We start from the raw sequence: 15,603 nt of genomic DNA on the forward strand, positions 1-15,603 counted from the left end.
CAGTTTCCAATGACCTTCCACGGTTGAGCCGTGGGCTTTCACATCAGACTTAAGGAACCGCCTGCGCTCGCTTTACGCCCAATAAATCCGGACAACGCTTGCCACCTACGTATTACCGCGGCTGCTGGCACGTAGTTAGCCGTGGCTTTCTGGTCAGATACCGTCAAGGCTGGAGCAGTTACTCTCCAACTTGTTCTTCTCTGACAACAGAGTTTTACGATCCGAAAACCTTCTTCACTCACGCGGCGTTGCTCCGTCAGACTTTCGTCCATTGCGGAAGATTCCCTACTGCTGCCTCCCGTAGGAGTTTGGGCCGTGTCTCAGTCCCAATGTGGCCGATCACCCTCTCAGGTCGGCTACGTATCATCGTCTTGGTGAGCCATTACCTCACCAACTAACTAATACGCCGCGGGTCCATCCATAAGCGACAGCACAAAGGCCGTCTTTCCTTTCTCGATCATGCGATCAAAAAAACTATGCGGTATTAGCACCCGTTTCCGGATGTTATCCCCCTCTTATGGGCAGGTTACCCACGTGTTACTCACCCGTTCGCCACTATCTTCTCAGTGGAAGCAAGCTTCCATAGAGAAAACCGTTCGACTTGCATGTATTAGGCACGCCGCCAGCGTTCGTCCTGAGCCAGGATCAAACTCTCATGTAATGTGGGCTCTTGTACAGAAACCCTCATGAAAAGCTGAAAAGCTCTTAATTTCTTGCTGACTTTATGTTTGCGATACTACGTATCGCCTTCGTTTGCCTCGACCGAAGTCTAAGCTCCCTGCACATTTGGTTCGTTCATTCTTTGTTCAGTTTTCAAAGGCCAATCGCGCATCACTTGTTACGTGACAGCTTATTCATAATATCGCAACTTTCCGATTTCGTCAAGAACTTTTTTGAATTATTTATTCTTATTATTCTTGGTTCGAAATATCCCGAGCAGCAACTTTTATATAATATCATTCCGAAGTCAGCCTGTCAATATCTTTCTTGCATTTAATTGCTCGGCACTTCAGACAACTCATTTATACTATCACTCTTCTCCTGTCATTGTCAATTATTTTTTTTGAACTTTTTGGGACACCAGCTAACTCTGCAAATAAACCAGACTGTCCCGTTTCGGCTCAGTCCGGTTTTTCTTCATCCTTATTATCCAGAAAAAGATGCATCGCAGCCAGGATCTTCACCCCGGCAATTTCCTCAAAGTCATATACAAAAGGATGCCGGATGTCGTTGCAGACAGGATATCCGCTATCGGTTCCGAGTAATAGATTCCCATCACATCAAAATAGTTGGGTAAGATAAGCGCCAACGGAATCAGGATGATCACTTTGCGCAAAAGAGCAATGAAAAGTGATTTTTTCGCCTCCCCCACACCGACAAAAAACATTTGCGCGCTCATCTGCACTCCGAACAGCCACATTCCGCCCATGTAAATCGGCAGAACACGGGTGACTAAAGTCAACAAATCCGAATTTGTCGTAAAGATGCGTGCGAACAGACCCGGCACGAACAGCACCAATAAAAAGTAGGAGACTGTAAGTCCAACCGTTACCTTCATGGAATGGCGCACAGTTTCTCGCACACGCTTGTAATTCCCTGCTCCATAATTATAGCTGATGATTGGTTGAACACCTTGCGTAAAACCTTGTACAGGCACTGTCAGCAATTGCATGATGCTTTGCATGATTGTCATGGAACCAACATAAAGATCGCCGCCGTATTTCAGCAGTCCTGTATTGAAGACAATCACAATCGCACTTTCGGTCGCTTGCATGATGAATGGCGAAATTCCCAAGGAAACAATTCTCTTTATCAGCCCAATCTCTAGCCCCATATTCTTCTTGCGGATCCGGATAATCGAATGCTCGGACGTCAAGAATCGGAGGACGTAGATCGCACTCAGGGTTTGGGAAATGACTGTTGCAATCGCAGCGCCCTGAACTCCCATATCAAAACCGAAAATAAAAATCGGATCCAGGATAATATTGGCAATAGCTCCAATCAGTACTGAAAACATAGCGTTTTTTGTTTTTCCTTGACTGGTTATAAATAGATTCAGGCCTAATGCATATTGTACAAAAATTGTGCCCATTATATAGATGGAAGTATAGTCATTCGCATAATTGAAAGTAACATCACTGGCACCGAATAAATATAATAATGGCTCTTTGATCAAGGTAAAGACAATAGTCAAAACGACTGCCATGAGCGTGAGCATGGAAAAAGCATTTCCGAGGATTTTTTCGGCCTCATTTTTGTCGTTCTTGCCTAACGCAATGGCCGCCAAAGGAGCCCCGCCACCTCCGGCAAAACTGCTGAACGCAGAAATGATCAGCACAAGCGGTGCGCTGATTCCCAACCCAGTCAATGCAACAGCCCCTACATCGGGTATATGTCCGATGTACATCCTATCCACAATGTTGTAAAGAATATTGATGACTTGGGCAATAATGCTCGGTATGGCCAGTTCCATCATCAGTTTAGGGATTTTCTCCGTCCCCATGCGTGATCCTTTTAATTCTTGCACGATTACTCCTCCTTCTTCCGTTCCACATTCGCTACCATTTTTTCAAGCGTCGCTTCAAACTGCGTGAACTGTTCTTGATTGATTCCTTCTGTCATCGACGCGATAAACTGTTTCCGGATATTCCGTAATCGGTCCGCTATCGGCTTTGCCCGATCAGTCAATACAAGATGAATATAGCGACGGTCTCCCTCATCAACGTTTGTCTCCAAGTACCCTTTTGCGACAAGCGAATCGACCGATCTGGCAATCAAAGACTTTGATAGTCCCAGGAAATCTGCTATTTCTTTGGATGTGTCCATTTCGTTATTTGACAAAAAGGTGATCAGATCCAACTCGTTCGGAGAAAAATCCGAAGCGGACATCTCTACCTTCACTTCTGCCCGATACACTTTCGACAGCTTGGACAAGCTGATCAGCAGATTTTTCTTTTCTCTCATAAATCTTACGCCCCCATGTATTCAAACTAAAACTATTTTACCGCTAAATAGTTCACTTGTATACCATCCGTTTATGAGCTGCTTTTCATGGCAGAACAACCTTCCCATCAAAAAAAACACACGCAACAATACGAACTCGCAAAGAGCCCTATTGCTGTATGTGTTTTATTGATAGCTGACAGAGTTTCCGCAGATGATTCCGTCTCCTCTTTACAATCCGCAAGGTACAATTCCACTATTTCGGTCCTTTGCTGAAATCATGGTTTCTCCAAAGCGGATATCACTTCTTCAACGCTCAAAAGATACCCTTGCATTCCCAAAGCTTGCGCGATTTTCATGGCTTGGGGTTGATCCAGATAGGCTTGCTGCAGAAGGTCTTTTTTGCTGAAGACTTCCCTTGCACCGCCTTCGAGCAGCAATTGCCCTTGGCTGAAGACGACGACGCGTTCAAAAACTGCAGCCGCAAAATCCATGTCATGCAGAATGCACAGTACGGCTTTCCCTTCTGCCTGCAGGTTTTCGATCACTTTTTTGATGATTGCTTTCCCAGTAGCGTCCTGCCCCATCGTGGGTTCATCGAAAATGACGATGGGCGTGTCCATCGCTAAAATCGAAGCCAACGCCACCATCTTTCTTTGCGCCAGATTGAGGTCGTATGGATTCACTTTCTCGACATCCACCAATTCTACTTGAGCCAATGCCGCGCGTGAACTGGCTCTTGCCTCATCCAAAGAAAGTCCGATGTTCAACGGACCGACCATCACTTCATCCAAAACCGTATTCTTGAAAATCTGGTCATCGGGGTTCTGAAAAACCAGACCAATCTTCTTGGATATCTGGGCAACCGTCAAAGTTTTTAAGTCGATCCCGTCCAGCAGGATCCTGCCGGAATCGGGACGCAAAAGTCCCTTCAGCAGTTTTACGAAGGTGGTTTTTCCCGAGCCGTTCTGTCCGATGATGGCGGTTTTGCGGTCGTCCAGCACCAGATTAATGTCTTTTATGACGGGGGTTGTTTTGTCGTATGCAAAATGCAGCTTCTCTATTTCCAGTTTATTCATGAGGGACACCTTCTTCCGCAAGCAAGCCTTTCAGCTCATCCAATTCCACAGGATAATGCCCATTAGCCTTCCGCTTGTTCAAATGGCGGGCGATCGCGGTCACGGCGGGCGGCTGTACGCCCAGAGACGCCAAGTCCTCGCGCGAAAAAATAGCTTCGGGCGTATCATACGCGATCAACTTGGCATCGTCCAAAAGCAGGACCCTGTCTGCGTACTGCGCAATTTTTTCCATCTTTTGCTCGGCCATGATGATGGTGATGCCTTCTTTCGTAAGGTTTTCCACAACTTTGAAGACCTCATCCGACCCTTGCGGATCCAGTTGGGAAGTGGGTTCATCCAATATCAGCACTTTCGGCTTCATCGCGACCACACCGGCGATCGCAACCCGCTGCATTTGCCCGCCGGAAAGATCGAACGGGTTCTTGTCCTTCACTTTGCGGATATCCAGCAAGTCCAAACTTTCTTCGATCCGCTTGATGATTTCGTCGCGCGGCAGTCCCATGTTTTCCAGCCCGAATGCGATTTCTTCATATACTGTAAAACGCGAGCCGGTGATCTGGGAAAACGGGTTTTCGAACACCAATCCGGCTGCTGCAGTGACTTCGCTCACATCCGTCGTGCGCACATCCAAACCGGCTATCATCACCGATCCGCCGTAGGCCCCTTTGAAGAAGTGCGGCACCAAGCCGCTCAGCGCATAGCACAAAGTCGATTTGCCGGCGGTGTTTCTTCCGATCAGGCCGATGAATTCACCCTCCTCGACCGAAAAGCTGATGCCGTCCAACGCCAATTTGGTCGTATCGGGATAACGATATTTCAGATCCTTCACTTCTATGATACTCATCCCATCACCCTCCAAACGATCAAACCGGCCAGAATCACCAACAGCAAAATATTCAAAAAAGTACTGTAACGATAGGACTTCGCTTCATTCAGATAGGTTTTCGGAGTGTCCCTGTCGAAGCCGCGGACATCGAGCGCAATCGCTCTCTCCCTAGTATCGTTCAGGGCGTTCAGGATGACCGGTCCCAACAATGGGAAGAATGCCTTTACCCGAACAAACAGGCTGCCCTCAGTCTCCATCCCGCGCGACCGTTGTGCATCCTGAATTTTGCCGTAAGTGGCCCGAAGCTGCGGGATAATCTGCAGAACCGAAAGGATGACGTAGCCGATTTTCGGGGACATGCCTTTCTGCTGCAGCCGTTCAACCAGTTCCGTCGGTGAAGTCGTCAGCACCAACACTCCAAAGGCGCTGACCATATTGATGACGCGCATGGTCAGACGAAAGGCTATAATCAGGCCCTCTTTGTAGAATTTTATCGGGCCCAATTCATAAAGTAACGTTTCGTTGGCAGGATTGAAAAAACCTTGCACAATGACGATCGACAGAATCAATAAAAAACTGAGTGCAATCACCGGCAAAATATTACGGAATACCTTCCCTACCAACAAGATACCAAAACTGGTCAGCATGACTGCCGCAACTTGCCACAGATCATCCAATAAATAGGCCGCAGCGATGCTCACGACGACATAAAGCATCTTCGTCAACGGATCCAAATGATGGATCGGCGAGTTGCGCGGTACATACAAAGTCATTGCATCCATTCAAATCAGCCCCTATAATTCTTCTATCGCGCCATCCTTCAGGAAAGTGTTCGTGAGTTTCTTCGGCAAGCCCCTGAAGATAAAGTAACTGATGAGAACCGTCACTAGTTTATCCGGCACATCCACAACGATGCTGTCCAGGAAAGAAGCCAGCCATTGCGGTTGCCCATTCGAAATCAGCAACGCGTAGAGGGCATCTCCCCAGACATTACCGGTCTGTCCGCCCCAAAAGAGGATGTTCAAAGGCGTCGAGACTGTGGCGGCCACCAAGCCGATGATTAAACCTGCCAACAGCACGGTCTTGATGTCCTTGAACCAGCCTTTAGCGGCAAACAGACCCGCCATCAAACCGATGACTGCACTGGTGACTGCATACACTGTCGAAATCGGATCGGCCGTCACGCCGTAGATGACGTTATTGATGATCCCGGAAGCGGCACCGATTACCGGTCCCGCCAACATACCGGACAATACCGTTCCGATCGAGTCCAACCAAAGCGGCAGACGCAATACGCCCGCGATGTATTTGCCGAGATAATTGATCCCAATCGCGATCGGGATCAAAACGATGGAAGCCGTTGACAACTTGTAGCTCAGTTTGTTTTTTGTTTCTGGATTCATTTTATTCTCCTCCTTTTGCCTGATGCCATGCATGGAAAGCGGATAATGCCAGTTGGATTTGATTCTGTTCCCCTTGCTTGGTCGCCGCTTCTCCTGAAACGAATTGACGGACGCCTTCCGCCATCCCTTCTTCCGGACCGACAACGACATTCAGCAGCGATGCGGTCTTCAATCCCCTCAGCGCCCCAACAACAAACAACGTGGCTGTTTCCATATCCGACCCGATGATGCCGTTGCCGCTCCAATAAGCAGTAAGTTGCGCTTCACGGGCGGTGTAGAAACTGTCGTGGCTGCGGACAATCCCCAAACGATGAGGGATCCGCTCCGTTTCCGCAATTGCCCGCAGATCCATCAACAAATCCAGATCGGCAACGGCGGGATATGCGGAATCGACATAGGCCTTGCTGGCGCCATCATCCCTGACCGCTGCCGTCGCGATGATCACATCGCCCAGATGCACTGCTGGATGCAAAGACCCGCAGCTGCCGATGCGGATGATGCCTTCTATTCCGATCCTTGCCAACTCTTCGATGGCTATCGCTGTGGATGGTCCACCGATCCCGGAGGAAATGACCAATACCTTCATTCCTTGATAAGTCCCCAGAACACTCTTGTACTCACGGTTGAACGCCAAATCGACAGCGTCCTCCAACAGTAATTTCGCTCTTTCAACGCGGGCTGGATCACCCGGCAACAGCGCATATTTCACATCCAAATCGGCTGATAATTGGATATGTGCCTGCAGTGTTTGTTCCATTTCTCCACCGTCCTTTTCGCAACGTTCGACTCCGGAATAGCCCGACAAAACTTCAAGATACTGATACCCATTATGAGTTCAGTATAGCATAGAGCCCAACGTCTGGCACCGGATAACCCTTGATGGAAAGACGGTCTTCCCGGCGCACAAAAAGAAGCAGTCTCTTAGATTAACAGAGGCTGCTTCTTATGTTTTACCTTAGTTGTTGCCCTTACTGGACGAACAGCGCCGCAAGCGGGATCAACCCCACCATCACGACGCCCGATACGACCATCGCTAGGCTGCTCATGGCACCCTGCAGTTCGCTTGCTTTCAACGATTCAGCTGTCCCCATGGCGTGGGAAGCCGCACCCAAAGCCAACCCTTTCGCGATCGGTTCTTCGATTCTGAAGATTCTGAAAATCAGCCCGGAAACCACCGTTCCGAAAATGCCCGCGAAGATGACCCCTGCCACTATGATCCCTGCGACACCGCCGATCAGTTCGGTCGTATCCAACGCGATGGCCATCGTGATCGAGCGCGCCAAGGTGGACAGTGTCGTGATTTCGCTCATCATAAGAATCAGAGCCAAGCCGATGATCGTGACCAGACCGCTGATCATCCCCGCCAAACAACTGATCAAGACAACCCAGCTGTTCTCGCGCAAAATCTTGTACTGCCGATAGACCGGAACAGCCAGGCAAATCGTGGCCGGTGTCAGGAGATCGGACAACACTTGCGCACTTTTTTGAAAAACAGCAACTTCGACGTCCAGGACAAGAATCAAGCCCATCACCAGGATCGTCCCGATCAGCAAAGGATTCATGAAGGCATAGGGATATTTTTTATTCAGCTTCAAGCCGATCATGAAGGCCCCCAAGCTGATGAACAAGCCGAGATATTTTGTCGTCTCCAGCAGATGATCAATCATTTCCGTCAGCCTCCTTCGCTTTCTTCCTTCTTATCATCCCCTGAGCCAATAGGCCGGTCGTCGCCAAAATCATGATGGTGGAACCGATGTTGACGGCTACCCAGCTGAGGAAGTTTTCAGCGATCTGTCCGTAGGAAGTGATGAGCCCAGCACCGCTCACAACGAACAGCGCAGGCATGATGCCCAACAGCAGATTGGCGGCACTTTCAACTTGCTTGAGCTTCAACACTCCTGTCATCAGCAACAAGAACAGCAGCGACATGCCGTAGATGCTGGCCGGAATGGGCAGCGGAATGAAAATGGCCAGCAATTCGCTTATAGCTGAAATAGCGATGATAACGGCAAATTGTTTTAAATAGTGCATAATGATAGGATGGCTCCTTCCTTGTCCGAAGCGATACGGATTTTCTCATTACCCAGTATACCGGCTTCCGGTTCAAAACGATATATCCCGCAACCCAAAATTCTGCTTTCCGGATCGTTATAAACCTGTTACGCGATACATACGCAGACCGAATGATGTATAATAAGCCGTGCAGTAAATGAACAAGGACAGAAAGAAGGCGGAAATATATGAACTTAGAAGAATTGATTGAAAAAATTGAAGCGTTCAAAGCAAGTCATCCCGAAGGTACGTTTGAATTCCTTGTGCAACCGCAAAGGGATTTGGATGATCTGTTTGCCGAGCTACTGATACTGGATGTAGCAACAGATGCAGATGGCAACCCGGAAGCCCGCGCCGAGGAAGCTTTACTCACATTGGAAAACCCGTCAAATGATGAACTAGCTATGCTTGAAAGCATCGCCGAAGCTTTAAAAACATATCTATAATATGTCAAAAAAACTCCCCAAAGTGCCTGCAACAGTGCAGAGCTCTTCAGGGAGTTTTGTTTATTGTTTCAGGTTTCAATCGGAAACCGATCATTTACAGTGCCGATTCCAGCTTCCGCTTTACTGTTGGTTTCGCGCAGTTCATCCAACGGAGCGCTACGGTCTCCATTGTTGCGGCTAGCCGAATCAAACAAGGAGCTTACCGTCGCCAGGTTCGTTTTGTTTCCCAATTTCGCTTTAAAAAATAGCAACGTCAAAAGATACCCGATCAGACATGAAACGATTACCAGATAGAATATGTAGTCGAAATTCTGGAAAGTATCCAGCAACAGGCCTGAACTGCCCACACCCAAAACAGCACCTATTCCGTATGCTGTAAATACAACACCATAATTTTCGCTGTAGTGCTTCGGCCCGTACATGTTATTAGTGGCAGTCGGCGCTATTGCCAACCACCCCCCAACATTGAACCAAAATATGGAAAAAGCGATGAAAAATAAAACGATACTGCCATTTTTTGCCAGCAACATCAAAGATGCTGCCAGTATGATTTGAGCATAGGAAAAGAGCATCGCTTTCTTTGCCGACAGCCTGTCCGTCAGCCATCCGAACACGGGACGCCCGATACCATTGAACACTGCAAACAAAGATATAAACAGCACTACATCCTTTTGCGCCATCCCTATCAATTCAATGCCGATGTTGCTTGTCAACCCTATCATCATCAGTCCAATCATCGTTCCGATAATAAAATTGAAATACAGCCCCTTGAAGTTAGCGGATCTGACCATTTCGGCGCTATCCATATCATTCTCCTTCGACTCTGCCCCGAGGACTTTCTCCTCCCCGACGCAATCCGCTTCAGGATACTTGAATGGCATTGCCAACACGGGCAACAGCACTCCAAAGACGACTCCCAATATGAGGAATGTTTGCGTCACTCCGTATTGTTCGACCAACGCCCTAGCAATCGGCGCTGTAAGCAACGGCGAGAGTCCAAATCCGAGTAGCACCAGCCCAATCACGATACCCTTTTTTTCCGGGAACCATCTAGTCACTACCGTCAGCGGAGCCCCATAAGCAATCCCGACCCCCGCGCCACTGATCACACCATACGCAATAGTCAACGTCTGAATATTCGGGGCGAATGCCGATAAAATCCAGCCGACAGAAACCAAGAGGGTCCCTGTCAGTATGGTCTTGCGCGGACTCCAATCCTTAAAAAACCTCCCGGTCAAAAACATGAACAGCGAGTAAAACAATAGCGCCGTCATGTAGGGTAATCCACTTTGGGCAGTCCCGACATCATACAACACCTCCACCGGCAGACGGAAAACACTCCAGGAATACACCGTCCCAAGTGCCATCATAATCACCAGTCCCAAAATTACATACAGCCACCTTGCCTTTGACATCACTTGCTTTTCTACTCTCATTTTCTGTTGCATCTGCATCCCTGCCTTCTTTCCTTATAATTTCCGGATAAATTCCCTTACTGACATGCCGATCTGCAAAAAAAAACCAATAACAAGCCCCCTGCGGAGTACTTATTATTGGCTTACGCGTCGACTGGCTGTTTGCCTTTCGTTGCATCTTCCGTATTCACTTAATCAATTTTTCTATATCTTGGTCGACAACTATTGCGATGATTTTTTCGCCCGTCTTGGTGCTGACGTCGGAATAGGTACTTACGATATTCACATCAAGCACTGTTTTGATTGTCGTTTCGAGTTCTTTACGCGCATTCTCAAACAATGCGGTTCGAGCATTTTTTATCATCTGGATTCCACCTGGATTCTTGGCCAAGTTTTTCTCAGATATACTCAGGAAACCATTCAGTCTTATCAAGATCAAATCCTGAAAGATAACGGTCCGTATTTTCTCCGGTCCCCTACCCATTTGTTCAATTTCAAACTTACTGATCGCTTCGCTCAATTTCGATTCGATTTGTCCTTTTGTCATTGAACTTCCCGTGTATGCCATGCGCTTCAACCCCTAAATCATCTGAAAGTTGGGAAACGTTTCTTACAGCCAAAACTATAGCACACCGATATATTGTCGTCAACAAGTATCCCTTTGCCCTGAAAAGGGCAGGCACCGCAACTGATGGAGAAGATTTGAAAATCCAACTACAGCAAAAAACTCCCCTGATGGCCTATAGCGGCTACGGGGAGTTTTTTGGTCAATAAGGTTTCAATTGAAAGATAGGGCTATTCGGCTACTACCGCTGCCGGTACTGCGTCAATAGAAGAAAACGTCCCGATCGGCAGATGATCGTTCAAGAGTTCCGATTCAGGACTCAAAGCAACCTTCTGTTTCACGCCGGTTGTCCAGTAAAGTGCCATGGTCGCAACAGTTGCAACCAGACCGACCAAGTAAGTGGCCGTCTGCAGCCCCATCCGGAATCCGATCGGCTCGCTCAGGATATAGACGACACAGGCATAAAGCATGAATGTTGCAGGCAATAAGGTAACCAGGTAATTTTTATTTTTAAGATACAAGTAACGCGTCGACATCAGCAAAGCGATGACGGCTGTGACTTGGTTTGCCCAGTTGAAGTATCTCCAGATCAGGTTGAAATCCACTTTAGTAAGGAAGAACGAGATGACAAACAACGGGATCGTCATCATCAGGATCTTTTTCATTGAATCCTGTTTGATGCTCATGTAGTCAGCCAAGATTGTGCGCAGACTTCTGAAGGCGGAGAGGCCAGAAGAGATTGGCAAGACGATGACGCCGATGATGGCGACCGTACCGAAGACATTACCCAATAACATAGTGGAAACTTGGTTGACGACAGCTGATGGTGTTCCGGCATCGATCATTTGGCTCAATGTTTGACCATCGAACAAGGCCATGGACGCTCCAGCCCAGATCATAGCGATGACGCCCTCTGCGATCATCATGCCGTAGAAAAGGAAGCGGCCTTCCCGCTCGTTCGTCGACGTCCGGGAAACCATCGGCGCTTGGGTCGCATGGAAACCGGAAATGGCGCCACAGGAAATCGTAAAGAAGATTGCCGGGAAAATCGGTGTGCCTTTCGGATGGAAATTCTGCATAGCGCCCATCGTCAATTCAGGAATGTTATGTCCGCCCGTCAGCAAGCTGATGCCGATCGCAATCGTGCTGATGATCAGGACCGCCCCGAACCAAGGGTAAACTTTCCCCATCGCCTTGTCGATCGGCAAGATGGTTGAGATGAGATAGTAAGCGAAAATCAGCACGGTGATGATGCCGATTGTCATCCAATCAGGCGTAATGCTGGCGATCAGATTGGCGGGTGAAGTGACAAACACAGTGGCCACAAGCATCAAGAGCAGCATGGCGAAGATGTTGACGACATGTTTGACCGGTTTGCCCAAGTATTTGCTGGCCAACTCCGGCAAGTGCGCACCGTCGTTCCGCAAGGAAATCATCCCGATCATGTAGTCGTGGACGGCCCCTCCGAAGATACAGCCCACGACGATCCAAATATAGGCGACCGGACCGTAAAGCGCTCCCATAATCGGCCCGAAAATAGGACCCGTTCCAGCAATATTCAACAGTTCAATGATGGCATTTTTTGATTTGGACATCGGGACAAAGTCGTATCCGTCCTTTAGTGCTTCAGCGGGGGTCGTTCTTTCCGGATCGATGGAAAAGTTCTTTTCGATGTAGCGCCCATAAGTAAAGTAACCTAGAACCAGTAAGGCGATTCCTCCAAGTAAAGTAAGCATCTTTTTTCCTCCTTCAAAATAAATGTGCGGCCAACACGTTTTTTCTATGCCCTTACTTTACTGGAGAAAAAGAAACTTTTGGGTCATTTGCGCCCGAAACGACAAAACTGCAGGCTGAATTGCACGCCTGCAGTTTTGAAATTCATCTATTTTTGGATCAGATGCCTACTTTTCCCTTAAAATCCTTCATATAAGAACGGCTGACGGGTATCTTCAAGCCGTTGCTCATCGTCAGTTGGAATGTATGATTGAACCATGGTTGGATTTCCTTTATTTCCTTCAGATTGATTAGAAAGGCCCGGTGAACCCTCAGGAACGACTGTCCGCTGATCTTTTTCTGGAGCGCACTGAGCGGTTCCTGGATGATGTACTCCATATTTTTCGTGTAGATGGTCGTTTCGCCGTTCTCGATTCCGATCGCAATGATTTCCGGGACCTGCAGTATATAGATCCGCTCGTCCATCTGGATAGGCAGCACCTGCAATCCAGTATCCTTCTGCTTCGGTGTTTCCGGCTCTTCGATCTGTTGCTTGTGGTACTGTCCGTAGGCTTTTTTGACCGCTTGCTGGATCCGGTCCAGCTCAAAAGGCTTCAGGACATAATCGGTCGCATTCAACTCAAACGCTTTGACGGCATAGTCGTCATACGCCGTGGCAAAAATGATCATCGGCGGCTTCTTCAATTTGTTGATCTTAGCAGCCAGTGAGAGGCCACTCTCATTCGTCAGGTGAATATCCAAGAAAATCAGGTCCACCGGGTCCTCCAGCATCGTCCCGAGCGCTTCTTCGATCGAATCCGCTTGGGTGATGGCGCTCACGCCTTCGCATTTCCCCAGCAGGTAAGCCAATTCATCCCTTGCCAATGGTTCGTCATCCACAATCAATACCCGCATACTCATCCCTGCCTTTCTTGATAAGGTACCGTGCAATGCACGGTCGTTCCTGTTGGTGAAGATACAAAATGCAATTTGGCCGATTCGCCGAACAGACTAGTCAACCGTTTATTCAGATTATCCAATGCCGATCCTGTGCCTTCCAGCGACGGCACGGCTTCTTTGCCCAGTTTCTCCAAGCGCTTTGTATCGATGCCTTCGCCGTTGTCCCGGACAGAAATGAACACGCCATCGGGACTGCTTCTCACGTCGATCCACACCCGATTGTCGGTTTTCCGGCTGCCGAAAGCATGTTTGAATGCATTTTCCAGCAGAATCTGAATCAGGAACGGCGGCAGCAGCACTTCTTCCATGCCTTCCTCAACGGCAATGTCGACTTGGTAGCGATCAGGAAAACGGGCCTGCTCCAACGAGCGGTAGGCTTCCACTTGCGTCAGTTCCTTCATCAACGGAATCAGGTTGGTGCGGGCGCCTTGCAGATTGGCACGGAAAAAATTGCTGAGTTGGATCAGCAGCCTGCGCGCCTGTTCACTGTCGACCCGTATCAAGGCCGAAACGGTGTTGATGGCGTTGAAAAAGAAATGTGGATTCACTTGCGCCTGCAAGGACTTGATTTCGGCATCCTGCAACAGTTTGCTCTGGAGTTCGATTTCTCCCAATTCGATCTGGCTGGAGAAGATGTTGCCGAGTCCTTCCGCCAACTGCCTTTCGACAAAAGTCAGTTTGGCCGAATCCGTGAAATACAGCTTCAAAGTGCCGATCGTTTTCCCTTGCGCTTTCAGCGGGATGACGAGCGCCGCTTGCAAGGGACAGCCCGGATGGTTGCAGCCGATTTCGTCATGGGAATGGACTTCCCTGATTTCACCTGTCCGCAGCACTTCTTTTGATAATTCGGTCAATATTTCGTTCGAGGCGATGTGGTGATCGCTGGCCGCACCGACATAGGCCAAAATCCGTTCGGTATTCGTGATGCTGACAGCGGATACTTTCATCAATTGTTGGATGATTTTGGCCGCTTCCGTGCAAGAAGCTTCGTTCATGCCGGAGCGGAAATATGGCATCGTTCGGTTCGCCAATTGGAGCACATCATGCGTTTGCACCGCTTTCGTCTGTTCTACTTGGCGCAGCGTGGAGCCGATGATGGAAAGGAAAATACCGGTCCCCATGCTATTGACGAGGACCATCGGACACGCGATGAACGTCACCAGATCCCAGGCCGCCTGAGGATTCCGGCTCAACACCAGGATGCTGAGCATCTGGACGCCTTCCGTTATGGCGCCGATCATAAAACCTTCCTTTATCGTCGGATAGGCATTTTTCCGCATCGTTTTTGCGCCGTACAGACCGGATATGAGCCCGATCAAGATGGAAGAAATCACATAAATATAGGCCTCTTCCCCGCCTTGAAAAAAACGGATGATACCCGAGACGATGCCGACGGATGTGCCGACCAACGACCCGCCGATCAAGCCGGCAACGCCGATCGTGAGTACCCGTGTATTCGCCAGGGATGCCCCTTCGGAAAGCTTCGTCAGCACCTGGTCGGATATGATGCGGTCCTGGCTGATTTCAACGCCTGTGTAGTTCGAGATGACGGCGAAGATGCCGAATACGATAATCAGCGTCAATTTGGTGGTCAAGCGTTGGCGTTCTCCCAACTTGTCCCTGAAATAATGAATGTTCATTAATAGGTACGCCAAAATGATGATCAGTCCGACCCGCTCCAATATCAAAATGAATAAATTAAACATGGCCGCTCCTTTCCCGAAAATGATTATCTTCAGTTTACACCAGAAACATCTAATTTGTGCAGAAAAAAACGATAGCCCAAGCTTTGCACTTCAGGCTATCGTTCCTTTATCAAGCTATCAGAAGTTATCCGTGATCCGCTGGAATTGGTGATGCAGCTCATCCATCACCACGAAGCGGGCTTCGCGGATCATTTCCTTGCCTTCAACGAAAAGCAACAAGGCCGGAACGGTGAAGACGGTGAATTCACCCGCAACTTCCGGGATGTCATCGGCATTCGCCTGGATTGCTTTGATTGCGGGGAATTCCTCCAGCATCTCCTGCACTTGCGGCCGAACCGCATGGCAGACGCCACAGTTCGTCCGGGAAATATAAACGAACGCCAGCTTATTATCATCGATGAAGTGACGGATTTCTTCTATTGATGTTGCTTGTTGAAAATTATTTGGATAAAACACGATTAGACCTTCTTCCTGTTTATTTTTGCGGTAATTATA

General features: G+C 48.6%; 16 protein-coding genes and 1 rRNA gene. 1 reads left to right on the forward strand and 16 read right to left on the reverse strand.

The features are described 5' to 3' along the window. The 10 genes from TES5_RS08780 to TES5_RS08825 all read right to left on the reverse strand — a co-directional run. A 16S ribosomal RNA gene (locus TES5_RS08780) occupies nt 1-661 on the reverse strand; the annotation flags it as partial. A gap of 519 nt (nt 662-1,180) precedes the next feature. Next, nucleotides 1,181-2,527: an MATE family efflux transporter gene (locus TES5_RS08785; protein WP_232309340.1), complete on the reverse strand. Its 1,347-nt coding sequence runs from the start codon at nt 2,525-2,527 to the stop codon at nt 1,181-1,183. A 2-nt stretch (nt 2,528-2,529) separates the two neighbouring features. Then, nucleotides 2,530-2,964 carry a MarR family winged helix-turn-helix transcriptional regulator gene (locus TES5_RS08790; protein WP_068561500.1) on the reverse strand — a complete coding sequence of 145 codons (435 nt, stop codon included), beginning with the start codon at nt 2,962-2,964 and terminating at the stop codon, nt 2,530-2,532. Nucleotides 2,965-3,221: 257 nt separating this feature from the next. Continuing rightward, entirely contained in the window at nt 3,222-4,022 is an 801-nt protein-coding gene (locus TES5_RS08795; protein ID WP_068561501.1) for an energy-coupling factor ABC transporter ATP-binding protein, read from the reverse strand. After that, complete coding sequence (locus tag TES5_RS08800; protein ID WP_068561502.1) at nt 4,015-4,866, reverse strand: energy-coupling factor ABC transporter ATP-binding protein; 852 nt, start codon at nt 4,864-4,866, stop codon at nt 4,015-4,017. The genes TES5_RS08795 and TES5_RS08800 overlap by 8 nt, the downstream gene beginning before the upstream one ends. Then, complete coding sequence (locus TES5_RS08805) at nt 4,863-5,630, reverse strand: energy-coupling factor transporter transmembrane component T family protein (RefSeq protein WP_068561503.1); 768 nt, start codon at nt 5,628-5,630, stop codon at nt 4,863-4,865. Before TES5_RS08805 ends, TES5_RS08800 begins: the two co-directional genes overlap by 4 nt. A 12-nt stretch (nt 5,631-5,642) precedes the next feature. Next, nucleotides 5,643-6,251 carry an ECF transporter S component gene (locus tag TES5_RS08810; protein ID WP_068561504.1) on the reverse strand — a complete coding sequence of 203 codons (609 nt, stop codon included), beginning with the start codon at nt 6,249-6,251 and terminating at the stop codon, nt 5,643-5,645. Nucleotide 6,252: 1 nt separating this feature from the next. Then, nucleotides 6,253-7,008, reverse strand: a complete 756-nt coding sequence (locus TES5_RS08815) for a nucleoside phosphorylase (protein WP_068561505.1) — start codon at nt 7,006-7,008, stop codon at nt 6,253-6,255. Between the two features lie 211 nt (nt 7,009-7,219). Beyond that, nucleotides 7,220-7,918, reverse strand: coding sequence for an LrgB family protein (locus TES5_RS08820; protein WP_068561506.1), 699 nt, complete (start codon nt 7,916-7,918; stop codon nt 7,220-7,222). Next, nucleotides 7,911-8,282: a CidA/LrgA family protein gene (locus TES5_RS08825; protein ID WP_068561507.1), complete on the reverse strand. Its 372-nt coding sequence runs from the start codon at nt 8,280-8,282 to the stop codon at nt 7,911-7,913. The genes TES5_RS08820 and TES5_RS08825 overlap by 8 nt, the downstream gene beginning before the upstream one ends. A 209-nt stretch (nt 8,283-8,491) precedes the next feature. Here TES5_RS08825 and TES5_RS08830 point away from each other — a divergent pair, with 209 nt between their 5' ends. Then, entirely contained in the window at nt 8,492-8,749 is a 258-nt protein-coding gene (locus TES5_RS08830) for a hypothetical protein (protein WP_068561508.1), read from the forward strand. 68 nt (nt 8,750-8,817) lie between these two features. Here the strand turns inward: TES5_RS08830 and TES5_RS08835 are convergent, their stop codons facing one another. The 6 genes from TES5_RS08835 to TES5_RS08860 form a co-directional block, all read right to left on the reverse strand. After that, complete coding sequence (locus TES5_RS08835) at nt 8,818-10,197, reverse strand: L-lactate MFS transporter (RefSeq protein WP_198143326.1); 1,380 nt, start codon at nt 10,195-10,197, stop codon at nt 8,818-8,820. Nucleotides 10,198-10,351: 154 nt separating this feature from the next. Further along, nucleotides 10,352-10,732 (reverse strand): Na-translocating system protein MpsC family protein, encoded by a 381-nt coding sequence (locus TES5_RS08840; RefSeq protein WP_198143327.1) that lies wholly within the window; start codon nt 10,730-10,732, stop codon nt 10,352-10,354. Between the two features lie 227 nt (nt 10,733-10,959). Beyond that, nucleotides 10,960-12,465 carry a carbon starvation CstA family protein gene (locus TES5_RS08845; RefSeq protein WP_068561510.1) on the reverse strand — a complete coding sequence of 502 codons (1,506 nt, stop codon included), beginning with the start codon at nt 12,463-12,465 and terminating at the stop codon, nt 10,960-10,962. Between the two features lie 157 nt (nt 12,466-12,622). Further along, nucleotides 12,623-13,357 carry a LytTR family transcriptional regulator DNA-binding domain-containing protein gene (locus TES5_RS08850; protein ID WP_068561588.1) on the reverse strand — a complete coding sequence of 245 codons (735 nt, stop codon included), beginning with the start codon at nt 13,355-13,357 and terminating at the stop codon, nt 12,623-12,625. Nucleotides 13,358-13,359: 2 nt separating this feature from the next. After that, entirely contained in the window at nt 13,360-15,108 is a 1,749-nt protein-coding gene (locus tag TES5_RS08855) for a sensor histidine kinase (RefSeq protein WP_068561511.1), read from the reverse strand. Nucleotides 15,109-15,225: 117 nt separating this feature from the next. Further along, nucleotides 15,226-15,564 carry a thioredoxin family protein gene (locus tag TES5_RS08860; RefSeq protein WP_068561512.1) on the reverse strand — a complete coding sequence of 113 codons (339 nt, stop codon included), beginning with the start codon at nt 15,562-15,564 and terminating at the stop codon, nt 15,226-15,228. Nucleotides 15,565-15,603 lie beyond the last annotated feature (39 nt).

Origin of the sequence: Trichococcus sp. ES5 (genome assembly GCF_900067165.1) — a bacterium.
GTDB classification, from domain to species: Bacteria; Bacillota; Bacilli; order Lactobacillales; family Aerococcaceae; genus Trichococcus; species Trichococcus flocculiformis.

Bases quoted from the DNA above. Each gene is read 5' to 3' on its own strand.
- TES5_RS08800 (WP_068561502.1), bottom strand. From the start codon at position 4,866: ATGAGTATCATAGAAGTGAAGGATCTGAAATATCGTTATCCCGATACG.
- TES5_RS08830 (WP_068561508.1), top strand. From the start codon at position 8,492: ATGAACTTAGAAGAATTGATTGAAAAAATTGAAGCGTTCAAAGCAAGT.
- TES5_RS08820 (WP_068561506.1), bottom strand. From the start codon at position 7,918: ATGATTGATCATCTGCTGGAGACGACAAAATATCTCGGCTTGTTCATC.
- TES5_RS08835 (WP_198143326.1), bottom strand. From the start codon at position 10,197: ATGCAACAGAAAATGAGAGTAGAAAAGCAAGTGATGTCAAAGGCAAGG.
- TES5_RS08815 (WP_068561505.1), bottom strand. From the start codon at position 7,008: ATGGAACAAACACTGCAGGCACATATCCAATTATCAGCCGATTTGGAT.
- TES5_RS08810 (WP_068561504.1), bottom strand. From the start codon at position 6,251: ATGAATCCAGAAACAAAAAACAAACTGAGCTACAAGTTGTCAACGGCT.
- TES5_RS08795 (WP_068561501.1), bottom strand. From the start codon at position 4,022: ATGAATAAACTGGAAATAGAGAAGCTGCATTTTGCATACGACAAAACA.
- TES5_RS08805 (WP_068561503.1), bottom strand. From the start codon at position 5,630: ATGGATGCAATGACTTTGTATGTACCGCGCAACTCGCCGATCCATCAT.
- TES5_RS08840 (WP_198143327.1), bottom strand. From the start codon at position 10,732: ATGGCATACACGGGAAGTTCAATGACAAAAGGACAAATCGAATCGAAA.
- TES5_RS08790 (WP_068561500.1), bottom strand. From the start codon at position 2,964: ATGAGAGAAAAGAAAAATCTGCTGATCAGCTTGTCCAAGCTGTCGAAA.
- TES5_RS08845 (WP_068561510.1), bottom strand. From the start codon at position 12,465: ATGCTTACTTTACTTGGAGGAATCGCCTTACTGGTTCTAGGTTACTTT.
- TES5_RS08855 (WP_068561511.1), bottom strand. From the start codon at position 15,108: ATGTTTAATTTATTCATTTTGATATTGGAGCGGGTCGGACTGATCATC.
- TES5_RS08825 (WP_068561507.1), bottom strand. From the start codon at position 8,282: ATGCACTATTTAAAACAATTTGCCGTTATCATCGCTATTTCAGCTATA.
- TES5_RS08850 (WP_068561588.1), bottom strand. From the start codon at position 13,357: ATGCGGGTATTGATTGTGGATGACGAACCATTGGCAAGGGATGAATTG.